The organism is Pseudomonas sp. NBRC 111139 (assembly GCF_001753955.1).
GTDB classification, from domain to species: Bacteria; Pseudomonadota; Gammaproteobacteria; order Pseudomonadales; family Pseudomonadaceae; genus Aquipseudomonas; species Aquipseudomonas alloputida.
The window spans coordinates 1-17,571 of sequence record NZ_BCBP01000096.1; the positions used below are offsets into that span (position 1 = coordinate 1).

Genomic DNA, 17,571 nt, shown 5'->3' on the forward strand with positions numbered 1-17,571 from the left:
GGCCTCCTGAAGTCGCGAAGATCAAGATCAAGATCAAGATCAAGATCAAGATCAACGGCAACAGCAACAGCAACAGCAACAGCAACAGCAGGCGGATGGGCACTGCCAGAATCTCAGTTTACTACTGGCCCTGCAGCTGAGCTGGGGTGCCGACCAGCGGATTGTGAGCAGTGGAAGCAAATTCGCACCCATTTGCAGTTGCTCCACGCGGCGTGGCGCCTTAGACTGCCGCCCCCTGTAAAAGAGTGCCGGTTGGCGCTTGAAGAATTCCGCTGGCGATGCATAGGCATCGACGGCACATGAATCGCCCAAATGCACATTTTTTCATAGAGAAATCGATGACCAAGGAACAGTTGCTGGCCATGTCGGCCGATGACTACATGAACGCCGACCAGCTTGCCTTCTTTACTGAGCTGCTGCAGGCGATGAAAGTCGAAACCCATGAACGCATCGAACTCAGCCGCACCACCATCGAAGGCCTGGACACCCCGTCAGACCCCGCCGACGTGGCTTCGGTCGAAGAAGAACGTAGCTGGCTGGTAAATGCCATCGACCGCGACCAGCGCCTGCTGCCACAGCTGGAAATGGCCCTGGACCGTATTGCCGACGAAAGCTTCGGCTGGTGCGATGACAGTGGTGAGCCTATCGGCCTGAAGCGCTTGCTGATCAGCCCGACCACCAAGTACTGCATCGAAGCCCAGGAGCGCCACGAGCAGCTCGACCGCCACCAGCGTCAGGTATAAACCCGCGCGTGGTGCAAGCCCCTCGAAGCAATTCCTGGGGCTTTTTGCGTTTCTCGTCGATACCGTTTTTGTTACGCCTTACGAAACACTGATGTACCGGGATGCGCTGTTTCCGCGTCACTGTCGGGCGTATCATGGCTTTATCGTTAGGGTGCTAATTAAATTCCGGAGGGAATGATGAATAGCCGAGTCGATGTGGCTGTGATGATAGGGTCGGGTGTGCCGGCCACCTTACAGGCGCTGGGCAAGCGCATTTGCTGGGTCGTGCTGGTCAACGGCGAGCGCCGCGGCACCGCCTTCGCCACGCGCGAAGAAGCGCTTGAGTGTCAGGCTGCCTGGCAACTGCAACTGAAGAAAGGCCTGGCTGCCTGAAAATGTTTATTGCCTCTCGACGGGTTTCGGTGTTTTCGGGCATATTTGTCCTACAGTAATGCGCACATGGATGCCAGGGCTTGTCTTCTTGCAGGCTCACGCCATTGGTTGCGATTTCTGGCAAGTGATTTCAGGCATCACGCTTCCCAAGCCGGGAATGAGCCAAACGCCTTCGGTTGAGGGCGAGTCTGGCAAACCAGAGTAAAGATTCCTGCACGCTGCATCGTCAGCGAGCACAGACATTTCGCATATCGCTTTATTACTCTTTTTGCCTATCGATAAGAAATGGCCGTGCCTCCCCGAGCTTGGGTGAGGGCGGGTTGTAACCGGTTGAGGATTACTTCATTGGCAGTCAGCACACTTGATACGCATGCGTTGTTCGCCTTGGGCGACTTGCGCGGTAAATTGGCCCAACTGTTTCAGGGCCGCTTCATCTATGTCACCGAACAGAGTCCTGAAGGCCTGTACATGGCCGAAATCGACACCGAGAGTGCACTGGTGGTCGATGACAAGCAGCGCCTTGAACTGAAAGTCGGCGACCACTTTCGTGCTGCCGTATTGCCCAGCCGCGAAGGTGGCAAGCTGGAAATGCGCTTTCGCGAAATCAAGTTGAATGTGTATGGCGTGGGCGACTACGCCTTCGTTTCTGTGCCGGAAGGCGAGGGCATCGTGTTTCGTGAAGGCCATGGCGTGATGCTGGTATTCGCCGCGCAGCAGCAAGTGCAGGAAGGCCTGGGCAAGTTGCTTAAAGCAGTGACTGGCAAGGTCGCCAAATGGCGCAAGGGTGAACTGACCACCTTCAAGGCCAGTGAATGATCGACAGTGACGACGCACCAGCCTCGCGGGCCGAGTTTCATCGGCAGCACCAGGCAGATGCCGTGGCTGAGGCAGAACGTTTGCTGGCCGGACGTGAAAAGCTGCAAGGCGCCTGGTTGACTTGGGTGGCGGCTGAGCTCTATCGCCTCAGCCCGCCGCCATATGCCGCCATGGTCCGGCGAGAGTTGCAGCGCCTCAGCCAAGGTTGAGACGGCAAACCTTCAATTGCCACGGTCTCGGCCGCTGCTGACCTCTTCAGGCACCGGCTCTTTGGACATGCGTTTGCGAAACAGCGCCGCCCGCGCCAGCAACAGCGTGGTAATCGGCACGGTGATCGACAGCAGGATCGGAATCAGCCACGCGTGTAGCACAGGGGTGCCCTTGAGCCACGAAAAGTAGATGATCGAGGCCAGTGCAACGCACCAGGCACCAAGGGTCGAGGCCAGCGCTGGCGGGTGCATGCGCTGGAAGTAGTCTTTCAGGCGTACCAGGCCTATAGCACCGACCAAGGCGAACAGGCTGCCGGTAAGCAGTAGCGCGGCGGTGACCAGCTCCAGCCAGAATGGCAGTACCAGGGCTTCAGTCATTCGATCACCTCACCGCGCAGCAGAAACTTGGCCAAGGCAAACGAGCCGACAAAACCAAACAGTGCAATCAGCAGGGCCCCTTCGAAGTAGGTGTCACTGGCATAACGGATACCCAGCACCAACATGGTGAGCATGGCCAGGATGTACAGGTAGTCCAGGGCCAGCACGCGGTCTTGGGCGGACGGGCCACGGAACAGCCGGATCAGCGCCAGGCCCATGGCCAGGGCGAAGATGAACAGGCTGGCGAGGACGGCATTGGCGAGCAGGCCTGTCATTGGAAAATCTCCATAAGCGGGCGTTCGTAAGTGTCCTTGAAGTGCTGTATGAAGGCCGCTTCATCGTCCAGCTCAAACACATGCAGCAACAGCACACTGCGGTCCAGTGCCAGTTCGGACCAGACAGTGCCAGGCACCACCGTGGTGATCATCGACAGCGCTGCCAGGCCGTGGGGGTCACGCAATGCCAGTGGTATGTGAACGAACGCAGAACGTGGCGGCTGCTTGCCGGCCCGCAGCACACCACGGGCTACCAGCAGGTTGGAGGCGATCACATCGATGCCGACCCGGACGATCAGGCGGGCGATGACCAGGGGGCGCCGTACGTGTGCATGCTGCGGGCGCAGGGGCGCCATCAACAGTGGCGCCAGTATGCCAAGTGCGGCGCCCAGCAGCAGGTTGCCAGGGCTGACCGAGAGGTTCAGCAGCAGCCACAGGCCGAACAGCGAGACCGATAGCAGTGGGGCGGGGAACAGTCGGTTCATGGCTGCACCTGTACGTCGCGCGAGGTGGGGCCAGGAATCGGCCGGGCGGCCATCACGGCGTCGATATAGGCATCGGGGGCCTGCAGGCTGGCGGCAGTGTCCTGGGTGTAGCGCAGCAACGGCTCGGCCTTGAGGCTGAGGATGAGGCATAGACCGAGCAGGATGACAATGGGCAGGCATTCATAGCGCCGCAGCACCGGGGACGGACGCTCTTCGGGCTTCCAGAAACGCTGGATGCCGACGCGGCCGAAGGCGATCAGCGAGGCCATGCCGGACAGGATCAGCAACGCCACCAGGCCCCAGCCGGCGGCACTCAGGGGCTGCTCGACCGGTACGCCGAGGCCCAGTGGATTGAACAGCGCACTGATCAGGTTGAGCTTGCCGACAAAGCCCGACAGCGGCGGCATGCCGATGATCAGTAGCGCACAGGCGATGAAGCTGAGGCCGAGGAAGGCCATGGTCCACGGGATGATCTGGCCGATTACCACCTGCTGTTCATCGTCGAGGTTGATGCCCTTGGGCGGGTGCAGCGATTCCAGTGGCGGCGGCATGGCGTCTTCTTCGTCGTCCAGTGGCGCTTCATTGGCCGAGCGCGAGCGTTCGACCAGTTCGGCGAGCAGGAACAGTGCGCACAGCGCAAGGGTCGAGTTGACCAGATAGAACAGCGCCGCGCCGGTCAGAGCCGCCTGGGCAAAACCCACCGCACCCAGCAGCGTGCCGGCCGAGACCAGGATACTGAGTGCCGCCATACGCTCCAGGCGCTGTGCCGCCAGGATTGATACCGCTGCCACCGCCAGGGTAACCAGGCCGCCGTAAACCAGCCATTCGCCGCCGAAATGCGCCGAGGCCCCGGCCTGCCCGGAGAACAGTAATGTCCACAGGCGCAGCACGGCGTACAGGCCGACTTTGGTCATGATGGCGAACAGTGCAGCCACCGGCGCGCTGGCAGACGCGTAAGCTGGCACCAGCCAGAAGTTCAGCGGCCAGATACCGGCCTTGACCAGGAAGGCCATGGCCAGGATTGCCGCGCCGGCATGCAGCAGGCCACGGTCGGCCTCCGGTACCAGTGGAATCTTCAGCGCCAGGTCCGCCATGTTCAGGGTACCGGTCACGCCATACAGCATCGCTGCGCCGATCAGGAACAGCGACGAGGCGAACAGGTTGATAGCGATGTAGTGCAGGCCGGCGCGCACCCGCGCACGCCCCGAACCATGCAGCAGCAGGCCATAGGAGGCGGCCAGCAGCACTTCGAAGAAGACGAACAGGTTGAACAGGTCGGCGGTGAGGAAGGCGCCGTACAGCCCCATCAGCTGGATCTGGAACAGCGCATGGAAGCTGGCCCCTGCACCGTCCCAGCGGGCACGGGCAAATAGCAGCGCGCTGAAACCGATGACCCCGGTCAGGGTCAGCAAGAGCGCGGACAGGTGGTCCACCACCAGCACGATGCCGAATGGCGCCGGCCAGTTGCCCGGCAGGTACACGCCGATCGACGCTGCCTGGCCCTGGGTGCGCACCCACAGCAGCAGACAGACCGCGATCACCAGGCCGGAGAAGGTGGACAGCAGGTTCAGCCTGGCTTTGATGTGCCTGTGCTTTTCACCCAGCAGCAACATCATCGCCGCCGTGATCAGCGGCAGCAGGATGGGGGCGACAATCAGTTGACTGATATCACTCATTCGTCACGCTCCCGGCCATCCACGTGGTCGGTACCGGTCAGCCCTCGCGAGGCCAGCAGCACTACCAGGAACAGCGCGGTCATGGCGAAACTGATGACGATGGCGGTGAGCACCAGTGCCTGTGGCAGCGGGTCGGTGTAATGCAACAGGTCCTGGGTAACGCCATCCTTGATGATTGGCTCCTTGCCGATGAACAGGCTGCCCATGCTGAAGATGAACAGGTTGACCCCGTAAGAAAGCAGGCACAGGCCCATGATCACCTGGTAGGTACGCGGACGCAGGATCAGCCACACTCCGGAGGCAGCCAGTACGCCGATGGCGACTGCAATCACTTCTTCCATCAGGCGGCTCCTGCTTGGCTGGTTTTTGCCGGGTTGCCCGGGCGGTAGGCGCGCACCGACTGGTGCGCCAGGGCTGTGAGGATCAGCAGGGTCGAGCCGACCACGACGGTGAATACGCCAATATCGAAGAACAGCGCGCTGGCCACGTGCACATCACCCAGCAATGGCAGGTGCAAGTGGGCGGTATGGGTGGTGAGGAACGGGTAACCCAGCAGCATGGCGCCGACCCCGGTCAGGGTCGCGCACAGCAGCCCGGTACCCATCCAGCGCAGCGGCCGCAGGCTCATCTGCGCTTCGACCCACTGGGTGCCGGCCACCATGTACTGGAGGATGAACGCCACCGACATGACCAAGCCAGCGACAAAGCCGCCACCGGGCTGGTTGTGCCCGCGCATGAACAGGTACATCGACACCAGCAAGGCGATCGGCAGCAGCAGGCGCACCAGCGCTGCCGGCACCATCATGAAGCCCAGCGCGGTATCGGTGGCATGCCGCGGGTTGATCAGGTCGGTGACTACGTCCGGCGCCAATTGGCGTTGTTGCGCCGGCAGCTGCATGCTCTCTTTTGGAGGACGGAAGCGCCGTAGCAGGGCGAACACCGTCAGTGCCACAGCCACCAACACGGTGATTTCACCGAGGGTATCGAAGCCGCGGAAGTCGACCAGCATGACATTGACCACATTGGTGCCGCCGCCCTGAGGCAACGCACGGCTCAGATAGAACGAGGAAATGTCGTTGGGCGTGGGCCGGGTCAGCATGGCGTACGACAGCACGGCCATGCCGCCACCCACCAGCACGGCCAGCAGCAAGTCGCGCAGGCGGCGCATGCGCGCGCGCTCCAGGCTACCCGGCAGCGGTGACACGCCTTCGATACGCCGTGGCAGCCAGCGCAGGCCGAGCAGGATCAGCACGGTGGTGACCACTTCCACCACCAACTGGGTCAGTGCCAGGTCGGGCGCAGAGAACCAGACGAAGGTGATGCAGGTCATCAGGCCGCAGACGCTGACCATGATCAGTGCCGCCAGGCGGTGGTACTTGGCCTGATAGGCGGCGCCGATGGCGCAGGCAATGGCGATCAGCCACAGGGCGACGAATACCCCGGAACCCGGAATCTTCGGGCGATCACCCCAGCTCAGGCCGCTATGGAGCATCGGCGTGAGGCCCGCGAGGAACGCGGCGAATACCAGCATGAACAGCTGCGACTGCAGCCGCCGGGTGGTGAACAGGCGTTCGATGCGACGCGCCAGCAACATCAGATGAACCTGGCCGTGCTCGAACAACCGCTTGCCATTGAAGCGCTCGATCACGGGCGGGTAGGGGAAGCGACCCAGGCGCAGTTGTTTGCGCAGCAGCAGGTACAGAACGATGCCGCCGCTCATGGCAACCAGGCTCATGATCATTGGCGCGTTCCAGCCATGCCAGATGGCCAGGCTGTATTCTGGCAGGGTGCCGCCAACCACCGGCAGGGCCGCAGCGGCCAACAGGGGGCCGACCGACTGGGTGGGGAAGATGCCCACGACCAGGCACGTGAGCACCAGCAGCTCCACCGGAGCACGCATCCAGCGTGGCGGCTCGTGCGGGGTATGGGGCAGGTCCTGGGCCGTCGGCCCGAAGAACACATCGACGGTAAAACGCAGGGCGTACGCCACGCTGAAGGTGCCGGCCAGGGTGGCGATCACCGGCAGCGTGGCCTCGACCCAGGCGGTGGAACTGATGAATACCGTTTCGGCAAAGAACATTTCCTTCGACAGGAAGCCGTTCATCAGCGGCACGCCGGCCATCGAGGCGCTGGCGACCATGGCCAGGGTCGCGGTGTAGGGCACCAGGCGGATCAGGCCGCTGAGGCGGCGAATGTCGCGGGTGCCGCTCTCGTGGTCGATGATGCCGGCGGCCATGAACAGCGAGGCCTTGAAGGTGGCATGGTTGAGAATGTGGAATACCGCGGCGACGGCAGCCAGCGGGCTGTTAAGGCCCAGCAGCAGGGTAATCAGGCCCAGGTGGCTGATGGTCGAATAGGCCAGCAGGCCCTTGAGGTCATTTTGGAACATGGCGGCGAAAGCGCCAAGCAGCAGGGTGAGGGCGCCGGCACCGCCGACAATCCAGAACCACTCCTCGCTACCGGAGAGTACCGGCCACAGGCGTGCCAGCAGGAACACCCCGGCCTTGACCATGGTGGCCGAGTGCAAATAGGCCGACACCGGTGTGGGCGCTGCCATGGCGTGGGGCAGCCAGAACTGGAAGGGAAACTGTGCGCTCTTGGTCAGGGCGCCGATGAGTATCAGGGGCAGCAGCACCGGGTAAAGCGCATGCTGGCGGATGGTATGCCCGGCAGCCAGGACCTTGTCCAGGTCATAGCTGCCGACCACATGGCCGAGCAGCAGGGCCCCTACCAACAGGCACAAGCCGCCTGCACCGGTTACCATCAGCGCCATGTAGGCGCCGCGACGGGCGTCGGCGCGGTGGTGCCAGTAGCCGATCAGCAGGAAGGAGAACAGGCTGGTCAGTTCCCAGAAGAACACCAGTTGGATCAGGTTGCCGGAGATGACCAGGCCGAGCATGGCGCCCATGAAGGCCAGGAAGAACGCGAAGAAGCGTGGGACCGGGTCTTGCGGTGACATGTAGTAGCGCGCATACAGCGATACCAGCGTGCCAATGCCCAGTACCAGCAACGAGAACAGCCAGGCAAAGCCGTCCATGCGCAACACCAGGTTCAGCCCCAGGCTGGGTAGCCACAGGAACTCTTCGCGAATGACGCCACCATGGGCAATCTGAGGGTACAGAAGTGCTACCTGGACGGTGCCGACCAGGGCTACGAGCCCGGCAAGAATGGACTCGGCGTTACGTGCGTTGTGCGGCAGCACAGCTGCCAGGCAACTGCCCACGAACGGCAGAAGCAATAGCACTATCAAGGACATAGCGGCCTATTCTGGAGAAGTTTGCAAAGAATCATACGTGCCGAGGTGTTTATCACCAACACGCAAGCTGTCGCAGAATCCTACAAACCGGCTGTGACAAGCGGTTTTTTTATAACAGTTTTTTACAAAGAATAGCCGCTGTTGACTGTTTTATAGCCCCGCCTGGCCTTCGCCAGGGTTCTGCACATCACGTGTTTCGACGGTTTCGCGAGGGCGCCGCATCTTGAGTTCACTGACCACCACGGCAACCACGATCAGCAGGCCGCCGAGTAGCGCCACGCCAGGCAGGCGCTCGCCAGCCAGACGCCCGACGATGCCGGCCCACACCGGTTCACCGGCATAGATGAGTGTGGCGCGGGTAGGCGAGACCGACTTCTGTGCCCAGTTCATTGCCACTTGGATCACCGCACTCATTGCGCCCAGGCCCACTGCGCTGGCAAGCAACAGCCAGGAGAAGTCGGGGAGGCGCTCCTGGGTCGGCACGATCATGAGAAACGCCAGCAGCGATGCGGTCGCAAGTTGTACCACCGTAACCCGGCGCACATCGACCTGACCGGCGTAGCGGCTGATCAGAATGATTTCACCGGCGATGGCCACGGCGCTGATCAGGGTGACCAGTTCGCCCTCGCTGAAACGCAGGCTGCCGCCTTCCGGCCCGGCCAGCAGCATCAGGCCGATGAATGCCAGGCAGATACCCATGCTGGGCATCAGGCCAGGCCGCCGCCCCAGCACCAGCCACTGCAGCAGCGGCACGAACGGGACGTACAGCGCAGTGATGAACGCTGACTGGCTGCTGCTGATGGTTTGCAGGCCCATGGTCTGCAGGCCATAGCCGAGCATGATCGACACGCCGATCAGCATGCCGGCCTTCAGTTCGGTGAAGGTCAGGCCGGGCAGCGCTCGCGCCGAGACCACACCAACGAACAGCGCGGCTGCCGCAAAACGCAGGCCGACGAAGAACATCGGGCCGCTGACGGTCATTACGTTATGCACCAACAGGAAAGTGCCGCCCCACAACATGGTGATGAATACCAGCACCAGTTCGGCCTTGCTCAGGCGGAAGGTGACGGCAGGGGTAGGCTTGCTGCTGGGCTGATTCATGGTCTTGCACACTCGGAAAGGGCGGCGCACAATCGCCGCAAAAGTGGGCAGTATACTGCGCAATCTTGACCAGTGAGCAATATAGTGCACAAGGATTCTTCGCACCGGGCATCGGTGCTGCAACATGTCAGCCTCAATGTGCGCAGTCTGCGCAACGCCGCCGGCTTGAGTCAGGCGGCGCTGGCCGAGCGTTCAGGGGTCAGCCGGCGCATGCTGGTCGCGATCGAGGCGGGCGAGAAGAATGTCAGCCTGACCACATTGGACCTGATTGCCGAAGCCTTGGGCGTGGCTTTCAGTACCCTGATCCAGGCGCCAGACCTGCGCGACCCCGGGCGCATTGAAGAGCTGGCGTGGGCTGGCGAACACCCGCAGAGCCGAGCGGTGTTGCTGGGCACCAGCCCGGCAAGGCGCGAGGTGGAACTTTGGGAATGGACCCTGGCACCGGGGGAGTGCTATCACAGTGAGGCCGATGCCGAAGGCTGGAGCGAGCAGATTTATGTGATCGATGGGCAGCTGACGCTGATCATCGAAGAGGTCGAGCATCGCTTGCAGGTGGGGCAGTTCCATGTGTTCCCCAGTAACTGCCGGTATGCCTACCGTAACGATGGCGTGGTGGCTGTTCGGTTTGTGCGCAATGTGGCGATTTGAGCCTGCAGGCTTTGGGGCTGCTGTGCAGCCCCAAAGGTCTCAAGCCGATCAGCTTTTCAGCAGCTCGTCGGTCTTCACCACATTGGCATAGGCAAACGCCAACGCCGCCATCGCCGAATCATGCACATGAGCCGCCGGCACCTGCTTGCCGTCGAACGCCAGTGGCAGGGTCGCGCAGGCATCGTGCGCCACAGTCACTTGATAGCCCAGATCGGCTGCAGCCCGGGTGGCGGCGTCAATGCACATGTGGCTCATGCTGCCGACGATGGTCAGCGCCTCGACGCCATGCCGGTCCAGCGTGTGCTCAAGATCGGTACCGAGGAAGGCGTTGACCTTGTGCTTGAGCACCACCGGCTCGCTCGGCAATGGCTCGACCTTGGCGTGGATGGCCGCACCCTGCGAGCCGGGGGCAAAGAAGGGCGCATCGGCAGTGTCGAACTCATGCCGCACATGGACCACCAGGTCGCCGCGCTGGCGTGCGGCCGCCAGCAGGCGGGCGGCGTTGTCGGCCGCCTGGTCGGCGCCATCGAGGGGCCACTTGCCGCCCGGGAAGTAGTCGTTCTGGATGTCGATGATGATCAGTGCCTGCTTGCTCATGCTGCCTCCTGTGGCAGTAGTCGTCGAGAGACGTTAGTTATAGGCTGTGTTCACTCACCTGAGGATTGGCGCGAACGACACTATGCGGGCAAAAACTGACACCGGCGCTAACCTGGATATCGGCTTGCTGCTATACCCCGGCGTGCAGCAAGCCGCTGTGCATGGCCTGGCCGACCTGTTCCTGGTGGCCAACCGGGTTGCGGCCGAACTGGGGGCCGTCGAGCTGCCGCACATTCGCGTCAGTTGCTGGCAGGCAGATGAGACGGGGCAGTTGTTGCCTGCGTCGGATAACTCAGCTGTCACCGTACCAGGCCTGCGGGTCCTGATCATTCCGCCAAGCCTGGAGTCAGCTCCGCAAGCCGAGTTGCTCGAACGTCATCGCGCGCCGCTGTGCCTGCTGCACGGGCGTGGTACGGTGCTGGCGTCGGTATGCATCGGTGTATTTTTCATTGCCGCCAGCGGTTTGCTCGACGGGCGCCCGGCCTGCACGCACTGGAATTATGTGCATGCGCTTGCCCAGCGCTTCCCCAGGGTGCGGGTAGAGGCTCAGCAGCCGTTGCTGGATGATGGCGACATCGTGACCTCGGCAGGGTTGATGGCCTGGACGGACCTCGGCTTGCGCCTGCTGGAGCGCTTTTTGGGGACGACGGTGGCTCAGGAGACCGCCCGCTATCTGGCCGTCGATCCGGTCGCGGCGCCGCTGCCCGGCGCTGTGTTCAACCCGCGCCTGGATCACGGCGACGAGGCCGTGTTGAAGGTGCAGCACTGGTTGCAGGGCGATGGCGGGCAGGATGCTGACCTGGCCACGATGGCGGCCTGCGCGGGGCTGGAGGCGCGCACTTTCTTGCGGCGCTTTCGTGCCGCTACCGGGCTGCGCCCGACCGAGTATTGCCAGCAGGTGAGGGTGGGGCGTGCATGCCGCTTGCTGGAGTTTACCCGGCGCAACGTCGAACAGATCGCGTGGGGTGTCGGCTATCAGGATCCGGGCGCGTTTCGCAAGGTATTCCAGCGTGTCACTGGCCTTACCCCGAGTGAATATCGGCGGCGGTTTGCGGTATCCGGCGAGGCTCTATAGAAACCACTTGACCTTGACTTTGCTTGAGGTTTTACCCTGCTCGGCATCGCGCTGCATGCGTACGTAGCCAGGAGACTGTCGATGTTGGCATCACCTCATGCCTTGTGGTTTACCCAGATGATCGAATACGAAGTGCCCAGTATGTGCCAGCAAGCGTTGGCTCAGGCCCTGGTGGCCCGTAGTGAAGCGTTGGCTGCGCGTTGCGAAGGGCTGCAGGGTGTGAGCATCCAGGCCAGCGACGATGGCAGCCGGGTGTTGCAGTACTTGCAATGGCAGTCACGCCAGGCCTGGGCGGCGGCGGCCGTGCACTTCATCGAGGAATCCTTTCTTGACCTGCTGGGCCAGCATCAGGCACGCGGCGTCAACTTCGCCGCCTACCAGGCCTTGCGCAGCCTGGTGCGCGGCGACGATGGCGTCCTGCATTGCCAGGTGGGCGGTCCTCAGGCATACCAAGGTGCGTAGTGCGGGTAGCGATCCAGGCGGGCACCTATGACCATCTCGCTGATCCATGCCGCCAGGAGCGAGCTGTACGCTTTCTGGCTCTCTTCGCTGGACAGTGCGTGGTCGGCGCCGTCGACGATGCGATGGGTGAGCGAGTGGGCGTTGACGAACGCCGAGCGGTAGTTCATCAAGGTACTGTGCGGCACGTAGTCATCCTGCTCTGACTCCACCAGCAGCACATCCCCGCCGAATTCGGCACACGCGGCCAGCGCGCGGTTGTCGGCCGGGCCCAGGTGGCGTTGGCGATAGGCATTCAGGCGTTGACGGTCAAGGGTTTGCTTCGGGGTGCCCCATTCGTCATCCCAGTACAGGGCAGGTACCCGCAGGGCCAGCCATCTGACCGGCCGTTGGCGGGTCAGCAGAGTCGCCAGGTAACCGCCATAGCTGCTGCCGATAATGGCGATGGCGCTGCTGTCGACAGCCGGGTGGCTGAGCAATCGATCGTAAGCCACCAGCAAGTCCTGCAGGTTTTGTTCACGGGTGACCGTGAGGCGCTGGCTTTCGGTCTTTTCGTGACCGCGCAGGTCGAAGGTCATGCACACGCATCCCAGCCCGGTGATATGCCGGGCGCGGGCCAGGTCACGTTGCTGGCTGCCGCCCCAGCCGTGTACGAAGAGAATCCCCGGCATTTTGGTGCCCGGGCTGACCAAGGTGCCGGCGATGCGGTCATTCTCGACCTGCAGTTCAACGGTTTCACTCTGAATGGCCATGTTCGCGAATCCGCGCAAATTTGCTGAGTTGTCCGAGTTCACTGTCGTTTCCTTGGTAAAAGAGGGTGGCGTCAGTGGGCAGGTCGGGGTTGCCGAATACTTCGTGGGTGGAGGCACGTACCCGTTGCAATGCAGGGTCATCGGCAAACGCCTGCAGGGCCAACAGTTCGGCACTGCTGGCACCACCCAAGCGCCAGGATTGTTCGAGCACCCCGCTGCACAGGTGGCCCGAAGGGCTGATGCCGCGGGCGATGTCGTAGTTGCGACGTGAGGCGACAAAGCCCGGGAAGTGCTGCTCGGCGGCTTGTTCGTAAACCATGGCCTGGTTGATGGCAAGGCGCAGGTGGTCTTCCAGTGGGAGCTGTAGCAACGCCTGATAGTCGCCACGTACCACCACCAGGTCAGAACCGCCGTAGACCTCGGTACCCTGATGGTCACGTGTCAGTTGCTGGGTACCGTAGTAGCTGCAGGTCAAGCCGGCGACGCGCACCTGACCGACACTGAAGGTTTGCACCTTGCTCAGGTCTTCTTCGAGCACCAGGCCCCACAGCGCCAACGTTTGGTCATCCATGCCGGCCAGCAGAGGCTCAAGGGCGTCTGCCGTGGTGATGACCTGTTGACCGCGTCCTGCGCAAGCCAGTACCGGTTTGACCCTCAGCGGGCCGTCGAGCAGCAGCAACTGTGCGGCAGTGCGAGCGTCGGTTTTGCTGAACACGGTGTAGCCGCGCAGCAGGGCATCGCTGGCCTGTCGGGCAAAGTCGTCGGTCCAGCCCGGCGGGAAGCTGGCCTCGGCGGGTAACGGGTGAGAGATCGCCTTGGTTGCCATGTAGGGGTGCGGCACCATGCCGCCAAACAGGTCCTGTTCGCTGCAAATACCCAAGGCGGCATATCGCCTGGGGTCGATCAGGGTCTCGGTTGGCAGATAATAGTAGGCATCGGCGGCGTCTGGCTGCTGCGTGGGCTGTATAGGTGAGCAGCCCAGCAAACGTGCCAGGCCTTCGACAAGCTTTAGATGAACGCCGTGCTCGTGTTCGGGCGTGTGGTCGCGGGTGTCAAGCAACACCACGCCGGCTTTCGGTTCGATGGCACTGGGCATGGTCATTTGCCTGTGTGCAATGAGTGTACTGTGTGTGAAGCCGGTGTCTTGGGGAAGTTCAGGGGAACTTGATCGGTGGTCCTGGTCCTGTTGTAGGAAGTGTCCTATTGGCACAGGGCGTGGTGGGCAATGCATGCCGTATCTTGGTCGTCGCGATTGCAGCGCCCGGGTGGCTGTTCCATTATCGGCCTATTGGATCAACCGTTATGAAGTCGCAGGAGAGCGCATGAACGTCCAGACCACCCTTGAGCAAAGCGTGCCGCAGCGACTGGTGCACGTGCGCCAAGCCATGGCGGCAGGGGGCATCGATGCCTTGCTGGTACCCTCGGCCGACCCCCATCTTTCCGAATACCTGCCCGGTTACTGGCAGGGGCGCCAGTGGCTTTCGGGGTTCCAGGGCTCGGTTGGTACGCTGGTGGTCACCCCCGGCTTTGCCGGGCTGTGGGTCGACAGCCGCTACTGGGAGCAGGCAGCTCAGGAGCTGGAGGGCAGCGGCATCGAACTGATGAAACTGTTGCCGGGCAAACCCGGAGCGTTGGAATGGTTGGGCGAAAACGTCGAGCCCAACGGTCGCGTGGCAGTGGATGGTGCGGTCATGGCCCTGGCTTCGGCGCGCCAGCTGGCCGAGCGGCTGAAGGCGCGTGGAGCGCAGCTGGTGACTGACATGGACCTGCTGGGTCAAGTCTGGGACGGGCGCCCGGCGCTGCCAGGCAACCCGGTGTACCAGCACCTGCCGCCACACGCCACGGTGAGCCGGGCGGAAAAGCTCGCGCAATTGCGCCAGGGCATCCTGGCCAAGGGGGCCGACTGGCACTTCATCGCAACCCTGGATGACATTGCCTGGCTGTTCAACCTGCGCGGCAGCGATGTTTCTTACAATCCGGTTTTCCTGGCCTTTGCCCTGATCAATCAGCAGCAGGCCATCCTGTTCGTGGGCCAGGACAAGGTGGGCGCGCACCTGCGTCATGTGCTGGAGGTCGACGGCATCGAGGTGCGCGACTACAGCGAAGCAGGCAAGGCGCTTGGCACCGTCCCTGCGGGGGCGCGGCTGCTGGTGGACCCGGCCCGGGTGACCTGCGGCCTGCTGGACAACCTGGCGGCAGAGGTGGTTCTTGTCGAGGGGCTAAACCCCACCACGCTGAGCAAGTCCTGCAAGGGTGACGACGACCTGGTGCATATTCGCCAGGTCATGGAGCAGGACGGCGCAGCCTTGTGCGAGTTTTTCGCCTGGTTCGAGGCGAACCTCGGCCGGGAGGTCATTACGGAGCTGACGGTTGACGAGCAATTGAGTGCCGCGCGTGCTCGACGCCCTGATTTCGTGTCACTGAGCTTTTCTACCATTGCCGCCTTCAATGGCAATGGCGCGATGCCACACTACCGTGCCACCGAGCAGTCGCATGCGCTCATCGAGGGTAATGGCTTGCTACTGATCGACTCGGGCGGTCAATACCTGGGCGGCACTACCGACATCACCCGCATGGTGCCGGTCGGTAACCCCAGTCTGGCACAGAAGCAGGACTGCACCCGTGTACTCAAGGGCATGATTGCCCTGTCGCGTGCCACGTTCCCGCGAGGGGTACTGTCGCCGTTGCTCGACGCCATTGCCCGGGCGCCGATCTGGGCTGACCAGGTCGACTATGGCCATGGTACGGGCCACGGGGTGGGCTACTTCATGAACGTTCACGAGGGGCCTCAAGTGATCGCCTACCAGGCGGCACCTGCACCGCAGACGGCCATGCAAGCGGGCATGATCAGTTCGATCGAGCCGGGTACGTACCGCCCGGGGCAGTGGGGCGTTCGCATCGAGAACCTGGTGGTCAACCGCGAAGCGGGGAGGAGTGCCTTTGGTGACTTCCTGCAATTCGAGACCTTGACGCTGTGCCCTATCGACACCCGCTGTCTGTTGCCCGGGTTGCTGACCAAGGAAGAGGTGGAGTGGCTGAACGGCTATCACGCCAGCGTACGTGAGCGCCTGGCGCCTTTGCTCCAAGGGGATGCGCTAGCCTGGTTGGAGCTGCGTACTGCACCGCTGTAACACAAATGAAAAAGGGCAGTTTGCGAGCTGCCCTTTTCTCTATTTACAGATGACGATCATGCTACGGCTGGTGTAACCCGCCGGGTTGATGCCGAACAAATAGTCACCGGCTTCTTCATCGCTATCGCCCGAGCGCGCAACAACTCGGTAGCCGCGCGTGCTGCAGGCGCTTGCGGCCTTGCTGTAGCAATTGTCCCACGAGGAAGAAAGACCGGAGCAATTGATATGCAGGCCCTTCTTGCCCCTTTTGACCTCGGTCTTGGCTGTGGCGGCACATCCAGCAATAGCCAAGATGGCCAGGATGAGAAAAATTCGTTTCATTCCTGTCCTTAAATGCAGGGCAAATCAGTTGTCACGACCCTGTCGTTGTCGCTTCGGTTCTTCCTGAACCTTCCCCCAGCGTCCGTGTTCGGCCCAGTAGATAGCGTAAAGATGATGATTCTGTGACAGCTTAATCAGCGAGACGGGCTGCTACAATCACTAATCCTTTCTCAAATGAAAATATTTCTCATATCAGTCTGCTGCGATGGCCGGGCTGGTTGCCTTGCGCATGGACAGGGTGGTGCCGACCGAGGCGGTAATGATTGCCAGAATCGCCAGCCATTGAGTGAGTGTCAGCATCTCGCCGAGGAAAAGCAGGCCGGACAATGCGCCAAATGCCGGTTCGATGCTCATCAGGGTGCCGAACGTGCGCGCCGGGATTCGCGTGAGGGCAACCATTTCCAGGCTGTATGGCAGGGCGGTGGACAGTATTGCAACGGCCAACGCCATGGGGATCACGGCAGGTGTGAGCAGAGCGCTACCGGCGTGGGCGATACCGATGGGGGCGACGAACAGGGCCGCGACTACCACCCCCAGGGCCGCGCTCTGGATGCCGTGCTCGGCTCCTGCACGTTGCCCGAACAGGATGTACAGCGCCCAGCACACGCCCGCCCCCAGCGCATAGGCGGCGCCCACTGGGTCGAGTGCCTGGCCACTGTGACCTGCTGGCAGCAACAGCAGCAGCCCAGCGATGGCGAGCGCAATCCACAGGAAATCGATCGGTCGGCGCGAGGAGAAGATTGCCACGGCCAACGGGCCGGTGAATTCCAGAGCCACAGCGATACCGATGGGTACCGTTTGCAGGGCCATATAGAAGAGGAAGTTCATGCCGCCCAGTGCCATCCCGTAGATGACCACGTTGCGCAACGTGTTGGCGGTCATGCGTACCCGCCACGGGCGCAGTATAAGCAGCATGATGATGCTGGCGAAGATCAGGCGCAGGGTGGTGGTGCCTTGTGCGCCGATGATGGGGAACATGCTTTTGGCCAGAGAGGCGCCGGACTGAATCGATGCCATGGCGATAAGCAGTAGGCCGATCGGGAAGAGGGTGGCGGCCAGGCTGCGGGGCTGGGTGTTCATTTAAGTGCGGCAATCCTTTGGCGAGGGAGGTGTTGAGCAATATAGTGCGCAATTGGTGGGGTGGGTGGTAGCCCTTAAGCGGTTTTGCCAGAAATATTTCAAATCATTGAAATTAAAGGTTGACCTTCTCGATGGCCTCCCTATAATGCGCACCACTCCAACGCGGTAGCGAAGCAAAGCTAGCCACTGTGTTGAGT

Annotated in this window: 20 protein-coding genes; 8 read left to right on the plus strand and 12 right to left on the minus strand. The window is 62.1% G+C overall.

Features of this window, described 5'->3' with window-relative positions; all coding sequences use genetic code 11:
- Nucleotides 1-338: 338 nt before the first annotated feature.
- The 4 genes from BJQ17_RS27445 to BJQ17_RS27460 all read left to right on the plus strand — a co-directional run bounded on the left by BJQ17_RS27445 (nt 339) and on the right by BJQ17_RS27460 (nt 2,140).
- Nucleotides 339-743, plus strand: coding sequence for a TraR/DksA family transcriptional regulator (locus BJQ17_RS27445; protein ID WP_003250099.1), 405 nt, complete (start codon nt 339-341; stop codon nt 741-743).
- A gap of 177 nt (nt 744-920) precedes the next feature.
- Nucleotides 921-1,115 carry a hypothetical protein gene (locus tag BJQ17_RS27450; RefSeq protein WP_003250100.1) on the plus strand — a complete coding sequence of 65 codons (195 nt, stop codon included), beginning with the start codon at nt 921-923 and terminating at the stop codon, nt 1,113-1,115.
- 345 nt (nt 1,116-1,460) lie between these two features.
- Nucleotides 1,461-1,931 (plus strand): hypothetical protein, encoded by a 471-nt coding sequence (locus tag BJQ17_RS27455; protein WP_003250101.1) that lies wholly within the window; start codon nt 1,461-1,463, stop codon nt 1,929-1,931.
- Entirely contained in the window at nt 1,928-2,140 is a 213-nt protein-coding gene (locus tag BJQ17_RS27460; RefSeq protein ID WP_070096888.1) for a hypothetical protein, read from the plus strand. Before BJQ17_RS27455 ends, BJQ17_RS27460 begins: the two co-directional genes overlap by 4 nt.
- Nucleotides 2,141-2,152: 12 nt before the next feature.
- Here BJQ17_RS27460 and BJQ17_RS27465 read toward each other — a convergent pair whose 3' ends face one another.
- From BJQ17_RS27465 to BJQ17_RS27495, 7 genes are all read right to left on the minus strand, one after another.
- The gene (locus BJQ17_RS27465) at nt 2,153-2,518 is read right to left on the minus strand and encodes a Na+/H+ antiporter subunit G (protein ID WP_003250107.1); all 366 of its coding nucleotides are present in this window, start codon (nt 2,516-2,518) and stop codon (nt 2,153-2,155) included.
- Nucleotides 2,515-2,793, minus strand: coding sequence for a K+/H+ antiporter subunit F (locus BJQ17_RS27470; protein WP_003250109.1), 279 nt, complete (start codon nt 2,791-2,793; stop codon nt 2,515-2,517). Before BJQ17_RS27470 ends, BJQ17_RS27465 begins: the two co-directional genes overlap by 4 nt.
- On the minus strand, nt 2,790-3,278 hold the full coding sequence (locus BJQ17_RS27475; protein WP_003250117.1) for a Na+/H+ antiporter subunit E: 489 nt from the start codon (nt 3,276-3,278) through the stop codon (nt 2,790-2,792). Before BJQ17_RS27475 ends, BJQ17_RS27470 begins: the two co-directional genes overlap by 4 nt.
- Nucleotides 3,275-4,954 (minus strand): monovalent cation/H+ antiporter subunit D, encoded by a 1,680-nt coding sequence (locus BJQ17_RS27480; protein ID WP_070096889.1) that lies wholly within the window; start codon nt 4,952-4,954, stop codon nt 3,275-3,277. Before BJQ17_RS27480 ends, BJQ17_RS27475 begins: the two co-directional genes overlap by 4 nt.
- Nucleotides 4,951-5,295, minus strand: a complete 345-nt coding sequence (locus BJQ17_RS27485; RefSeq protein ID WP_003250128.1) for a Na+/H+ antiporter subunit C — start codon at nt 5,293-5,295, stop codon at nt 4,951-4,953. Before BJQ17_RS27485 ends, BJQ17_RS27480 begins: the two co-directional genes overlap by 4 nt.
- Nucleotides 5,295-8,210, minus strand: a complete 2,916-nt coding sequence (locus BJQ17_RS27490) for a monovalent cation/H+ antiporter subunit A (RefSeq protein ID WP_003250131.1) — start codon at nt 8,208-8,210, stop codon at nt 5,295-5,297. The genes BJQ17_RS27485 and BJQ17_RS27490 overlap by 1 nt, the downstream gene beginning before the upstream one ends.
- Before the next feature lie 150 nt (nt 8,211-8,360).
- Nucleotides 8,361-9,311, minus strand: a complete 951-nt coding sequence (locus tag BJQ17_RS27495) for a DMT family transporter (protein WP_070096890.1) — start codon at nt 9,309-9,311, stop codon at nt 8,361-8,363.
- 84 nt (nt 9,312-9,395) lie between these two features.
- On the opposite strand from BJQ17_RS27495, the gene BJQ17_RS27500 reads away from it, so the two are divergent.
- Nucleotides 9,396-9,959, plus strand: coding sequence for a helix-turn-helix domain-containing protein (locus tag BJQ17_RS27500; protein ID WP_003250134.1), 564 nt, complete (start codon nt 9,396-9,398; stop codon nt 9,957-9,959).
- A 48-nt stretch (nt 9,960-10,007) separates the two neighbouring features.
- Here BJQ17_RS27500 and BJQ17_RS27505 read toward each other — a convergent pair whose 3' ends face one another.
- Nucleotides 10,008-10,556, minus strand: a complete 549-nt coding sequence (locus BJQ17_RS27505) for a cysteine hydrolase family protein (protein WP_003250137.1) — start codon at nt 10,554-10,556, stop codon at nt 10,008-10,010.
- 82 nt (nt 10,557-10,638) lie between these two features.
- On the opposite strand from BJQ17_RS27505, the gene BJQ17_RS27510 reads away from it, so the two are divergent.
- Together BJQ17_RS27510 and BJQ17_RS27515 are read left to right on the plus strand one after the other, a co-directional pair.
- Nucleotides 10,639-11,631, plus strand: coding sequence for a GlxA family transcriptional regulator (locus BJQ17_RS27510; RefSeq protein ID WP_070096891.1), 993 nt, complete (start codon nt 10,639-10,641; stop codon nt 11,629-11,631).
- Between the two features lie 81 nt (nt 11,632-11,712).
- Nucleotides 11,713-12,093 carry an antibiotic biosynthesis monooxygenase gene (locus BJQ17_RS27515; protein WP_014753863.1) on the plus strand — a complete coding sequence of 127 codons (381 nt, stop codon included), beginning with the start codon at nt 11,713-11,715 and terminating at the stop codon, nt 12,091-12,093.
- On the opposite strand, the gene BJQ17_RS27520 is transcribed toward BJQ17_RS27515, so the two are convergent.
- Together BJQ17_RS27520 and BJQ17_RS27525 are read right to left on the minus strand one after the other, a co-directional pair.
- Nucleotides 12,072-12,842, minus strand: a complete 771-nt coding sequence (locus tag BJQ17_RS27520) for a S9 family peptidase (protein WP_070096892.1) — start codon at nt 12,840-12,842, stop codon at nt 12,072-12,074. The genes BJQ17_RS27515 and BJQ17_RS27520 overlap by 22 nt on opposite strands.
- On the minus strand, nt 12,826-13,944 hold the full coding sequence (locus BJQ17_RS27525) for a DUF3182 family protein (RefSeq protein ID WP_003250145.1): 1,119 nt from the start codon (nt 13,942-13,944) through the stop codon (nt 12,826-12,828). The genes BJQ17_RS27520 and BJQ17_RS27525 overlap by 17 nt, the downstream gene beginning before the upstream one ends.
- Nucleotides 13,945-14,164: 220 nt before the next feature.
- Between BJQ17_RS27525 and BJQ17_RS27530 the strand changes: the two genes are divergently transcribed.
- Nucleotides 14,165-15,973: an aminopeptidase P family protein gene (locus BJQ17_RS27530; protein ID WP_070096893.1), complete on the plus strand. Its 1,809-nt coding sequence runs from the start codon at nt 14,165-14,167 to the stop codon at nt 15,971-15,973.
- 39 nt (nt 15,974-16,012) lie between these two features.
- Here BJQ17_RS27530 and BJQ17_RS27535 read toward each other — a convergent pair whose 3' ends face one another.
- Both BJQ17_RS27535 and rhtA read right to left on the minus strand, forming a co-directional pair.
- A complete protein-coding gene (locus BJQ17_RS27535) occupies nt 16,013-16,294 on the minus strand; it encodes a hypothetical protein (protein ID WP_003250154.1) in 282 nt (93 codons plus the stop codon).
- A gap of 192 nt (nt 16,295-16,486) precedes the next feature.
- Nucleotides 16,487-17,374: a threonine/homoserine exporter RhtA gene (gene rhtA, locus BJQ17_RS27540; protein ID WP_003250156.1), complete on the minus strand. Its 888-nt coding sequence runs from the start codon at nt 17,372-17,374 to the stop codon at nt 16,487-16,489.
- Nucleotides 17,375-17,571 lie beyond the last annotated feature (197 nt).

Excerpts from the sequence above, each read along its gene's own strand:
- BJQ17_RS27505 (WP_003250137.1), bottom strand. The coding sequence starts at position 10,556 with ATGAGCAAGCAGGCACTGATCATCATCGACATCCAGAACGACTACTTC.
- BJQ17_RS27465 (WP_003250107.1), bottom strand. The coding sequence starts at position 2,518 with ATGACTGAAGCCCTGGTACTGCCATTCTGGCTGGAGCTGGTCACCGCC.
- BJQ17_RS27470 (WP_003250109.1), bottom strand. The coding sequence starts at position 2,793 with ATGACAGGCCTGCTCGCCAATGCCGTCCTCGCCAGCCTGTTCATCTTC.
- BJQ17_RS27490 (WP_003250131.1), bottom strand. The coding sequence starts at position 8,210 with ATGTCCTTGATAGTGCTATTGCTTCTGCCGTTCGTGGGCAGTTGCCTG.
- rhtA (WP_003250156.1), bottom strand. The coding sequence starts at position 17,374 with ATGAACACCCAGCCCCGCAGCCTGGCCGCCACCCTCTTCCCGATCGGC.
- BJQ17_RS27510 (WP_070096891.1), top strand. The coding sequence starts at position 10,639 with ATGCGGGCAAAAACTGACACCGGCGCTAACCTGGATATCGGCTTGCTG.
- BJQ17_RS27475 (WP_003250117.1), bottom strand. The coding sequence starts at position 3,278 with ATGAACCGACTGTTCCCCGCCCCACTGCTATCGGTCTCGCTGTTCGGC.
- BJQ17_RS27535 (WP_003250154.1), bottom strand. The coding sequence starts at position 16,294 with ATGAAACGAATTTTTCTCATCCTGGCCATCTTGGCTATTGCTGGATGT.
- BJQ17_RS27450 (WP_003250100.1), top strand. The coding sequence starts at position 921 with ATGAATAGCCGAGTCGATGTGGCTGTGATGATAGGGTCGGGTGTGCCG.
- BJQ17_RS27445 (WP_003250099.1), top strand. The coding sequence starts at position 339 with ATGACCAAGGAACAGTTGCTGGCCATGTCGGCCGATGACTACATGAAC.
- BJQ17_RS27480 (WP_070096889.1), bottom strand. The coding sequence starts at position 4,954 with ATGAGTGATATCAGTCAACTGATTGTCGCCCCCATCCTGCTGCCGCTG.
- BJQ17_RS27460 (WP_070096888.1), top strand. The coding sequence starts at position 1,928 with ATGATCGACAGTGACGACGCACCAGCCTCGCGGGCCGAGTTTCATCGG.
- BJQ17_RS27495 (WP_070096890.1), bottom strand. The coding sequence starts at position 9,311 with ATGAATCAGCCCAGCAGCAAGCCTACCCCTGCCGTCACCTTCCGCCTG.
- BJQ17_RS27520 (WP_070096892.1), bottom strand. The coding sequence starts at position 12,842 with ATGGCCATTCAGAGTGAAACCGTTGAACTGCAGGTCGAGAATGACCGC.
- BJQ17_RS27485 (WP_003250128.1), bottom strand. The coding sequence starts at position 5,295 with ATGGAAGAAGTGATTGCAGTCGCCATCGGCGTACTGGCTGCCTCCGGA.
- BJQ17_RS27515 (WP_014753863.1), top strand. The coding sequence starts at position 11,713 with ATGTTGGCATCACCTCATGCCTTGTGGTTTACCCAGATGATCGAATAC.
- BJQ17_RS27525 (WP_003250145.1), bottom strand. The coding sequence starts at position 13,944 with ATGACCATGCCCAGTGCCATCGAACCGAAAGCCGGCGTGGTGTTGCTT.
- BJQ17_RS27530 (WP_070096893.1), top strand. The coding sequence starts at position 14,165 with ATGAACGTCCAGACCACCCTTGAGCAAAGCGTGCCGCAGCGACTGGTG.